Genomic DNA, 2435 nt, shown 5'->3' on the forward strand with positions numbered 1-2435 from the left:
TTCGGGGTTTTATTATACCTAAATATACGAATTAATTATCTGATAATCAAATAATTATGTCGCTTCTGAACGTGCCTATTAAGCATTCAAGGGGCATTGTGGCATATCTTCTTTACTAAAACCTTAGGCTATACCATTTTATTTTCTGAAGACTTTTTTGTACCGGGCAAACGTTCTAAAAACCTGCAAAAGTCTCCCTTGTTCGGAATGGGAGGCACCCCGATTTTATAAATATCCGAAAACCAACGGTTGTTTTTAAATAGTATTTTTTAAAAGATGATTGAAGAACAACGATCTGATTATGAATATAAAGACGATTTGATCCGCAATTATATTGATTTGATTCTGCACGAATCCCCGAAATTAAACCCTTCTGAAAATTACAATAAAGATAAAAACGGAGCCGAACGATTGACAAGCGTTTTTATGGAGTTATTGGAAAGACAATTTCCCATAGAAAGCCCCGACCAACCACTTCAGTTAAGAATGGCAAAAGACTATGCAAATAATCTTTCTGTACATGTTAATTACCTGAATCGAGATGTAAAAGAAGCCACGGGAAAACCACTACCATACATATTTCAGAGCGCATCGTCAAAGAAGCAAAAGCCATTTTACAGCACACCAAATGGAATATTTCTGAAATTGCTTACGCCCCGGGATTTCAGTACCCGACTTACTTCAATAACTTTTTTAAAAAACAAACTGTCACAAGCCCTTCTTCTGTTCGCGTAAAAAAGATTTGCATTTATTAACCATTGGTTTGAATTCCATTAACAGGAACTACAAAAACATCCCGACCTTTGTATCAAAGAATACAATAATGGATAAAATGGATATTTTCGAGCGGTTAAAGAAAGGGGAAACCATTCCACCGAGCGATCCTCAAGCCTATAGAATGCGTGAGGCTTCATACAGCACGAAAAAATTGCTCGTGCAGATGAACAACGCAACAGAACCCGAAGAAATCAGGGATTTGTTGAGCCAAATTACAAGTAGTGAAATAGACAAAAGTGTTGCCGTATTTACGCCCTTGTACATCAATTACGGGAAGCACACCAAAATCGGGAAAAATGTATTCATCAATTTTGATTGTGTTTTTCTTGATTTAGGAGGTATCACCATTGATGATGGCGTACTTATAGCCCCTAAAGTCAGCTTACTGTCCGAAGGACACCCTATTTTCCCAGAGCAAAGACATTCGCTGGTTCCAAAACCCATTCACATTAAGAAAAATGCATGGATTGGTGCCAATGCCACCATTTTGCATGGCGTAACCATAGGTGAAAACTCAGTGGTTGCTGCGGGTTCTGTGGTTACTAAAGACGTTCCCGACAATGTTATTGTAGGGGGCACTCCTGCAAAAATCATCAAGGAAATTTAATGGGAGTAATAAGGGTATCCGTAGTTGCGCTTCTCTTAGTTATGTGGCAGGCCTACAATACAAAACAAAAGCTGAAAAACAAGAAAGTATAAATTCGAATCCTTCGGAAGAGGCTATTTTTCCTCTAATCTAAATTGGATCTGCTTCAAACTTCATAGGCAAGGCTTACAATTTTGGATTAGTCGAAAATGATTCCATCTACAACACCCTTGCGGGAAATATCGATTTCGAAAAAAGTGCAAGATCAAATTGGCATTTTCATCCAAGTGAAGATAAGAACCTATAAGGTATTGGAATTGCGCATAATACATAAGTTTTGGGTTTGACAAAACAGGTTTGCAAAACACCCATAAACAGCGTCAAACTGTAGCTAAATTATGCACAAGGAACGTACCGAACCATTCACCGAACTCAAATGGAAACTGTTGGTACTGTGCTTAATGGAAAAGGCAATCTTTGCCTGGGCCACGTGCAGGCCATTGGAGCATACTTGGCGGTAGAACCCAAAATGTCCCGAGGTGCGCTCGCTGCCATCGTAAGAGTTGGTAAAGCGCAGCATGGGCAATATGGTGTCCCGGCCATCGCCCACGGAAAACTGGGAGCTATCGGAGAGGATAAAGTCCATACTGAAGGTCCTGTCGTTGCGATTGATGGTCTGGCGTTGGTAATCCAGTCCGGCATCGATGAGCATCTGTTCCGCCTTTTTGAAAAAATGTTGGTTTGGGATGTGCCCATAACTCTTGGACACGATGTTCACGATTTTGCCATTGCTGATAATGGCGCGTTCCAGCCCCTTTCTGGAGAGCATTTGAGTCAGTTCATTTAACGGTCTTACCTCAGTTGGTACGAAGACCTCGTCCTGTTGCAATCTGTCTAAATACATAATCATTGGATTTAAGGTTAAACAATATTTGCAGGGAACCCTAAACGGAAGCCAGGCTGTCGAGCGGCAAGGAAACGGAAATAGTGAGGAAGGAACGGCTTTATGTATCCTATGATAGGAGCAACTTTTTTAGGATAATTTTTTTCTATTGGATTCGATTTTTAGAAT

Annotated in this window: 3 protein-coding genes; 2 read left to right on the forward strand and 1 reads right to left on the reverse strand. The window is 40.2% G+C overall.

Annotated elements, in window-relative coordinates:
• The first annotated feature begins 590 nt into the window (after window positions 1-590).
• Both SD450_RS19505 and SD450_RS19510 read left to right on the forward strand, forming a co-directional pair.
• On the forward strand, window positions 591-755 hold the full coding sequence (locus SD450_RS19505; RefSeq protein ID WP_318346010.1) for a helix-turn-helix domain-containing protein: 165 nt from the start codon (window positions 591-593) through the stop codon (window positions 753-755).
• Between the two features lie 68 nt (window positions 756-823).
• Window positions 824-1384: a sugar O-acetyltransferase gene (locus tag SD450_RS19510; protein WP_318346009.1), complete on the forward strand. Its 561-nt coding sequence runs from the start codon at window positions 824-826 to the stop codon at window positions 1382-1384.
• Window positions 1385-1754: 370 nt separating this feature from the next.
• Here SD450_RS19510 and SD450_RS19515 read toward each other — a convergent pair whose 3' ends face one another.
• On the reverse strand, window positions 1755-2267 hold the full coding sequence (locus SD450_RS19515; protein WP_404828264.1) for a DUF932 domain-containing protein: 513 nt from the start codon (window positions 2265-2267) through the stop codon (window positions 1755-1757).
• Window positions 2268-2435: the final 168 nt, after the last annotated feature.

It is taken from the genome of Flagellimonas baculiformis, from assembly GCF_033441575.1.
Classification (GTDB): Bacteria; Bacteroidota; Bacteroidia; order Flavobacteriales; family Flavobacteriaceae; genus Flagellimonas; species Flagellimonas baculiformis.

Coding starts and splice junctions, on each gene's coding strand:
- SD450_RS19515 (WP_404828264.1), bottom strand. CDS start 2,267: ATGTATTTAGACAGATTGCAACAGGACGAGGTCTTCGTACCAACTGAG.
- SD450_RS19510 (WP_318346009.1), top strand. CDS start 824: ATGGATAAAATGGATATTTTCGAGCGGTTAAAGAAAGGGGAAACCATT.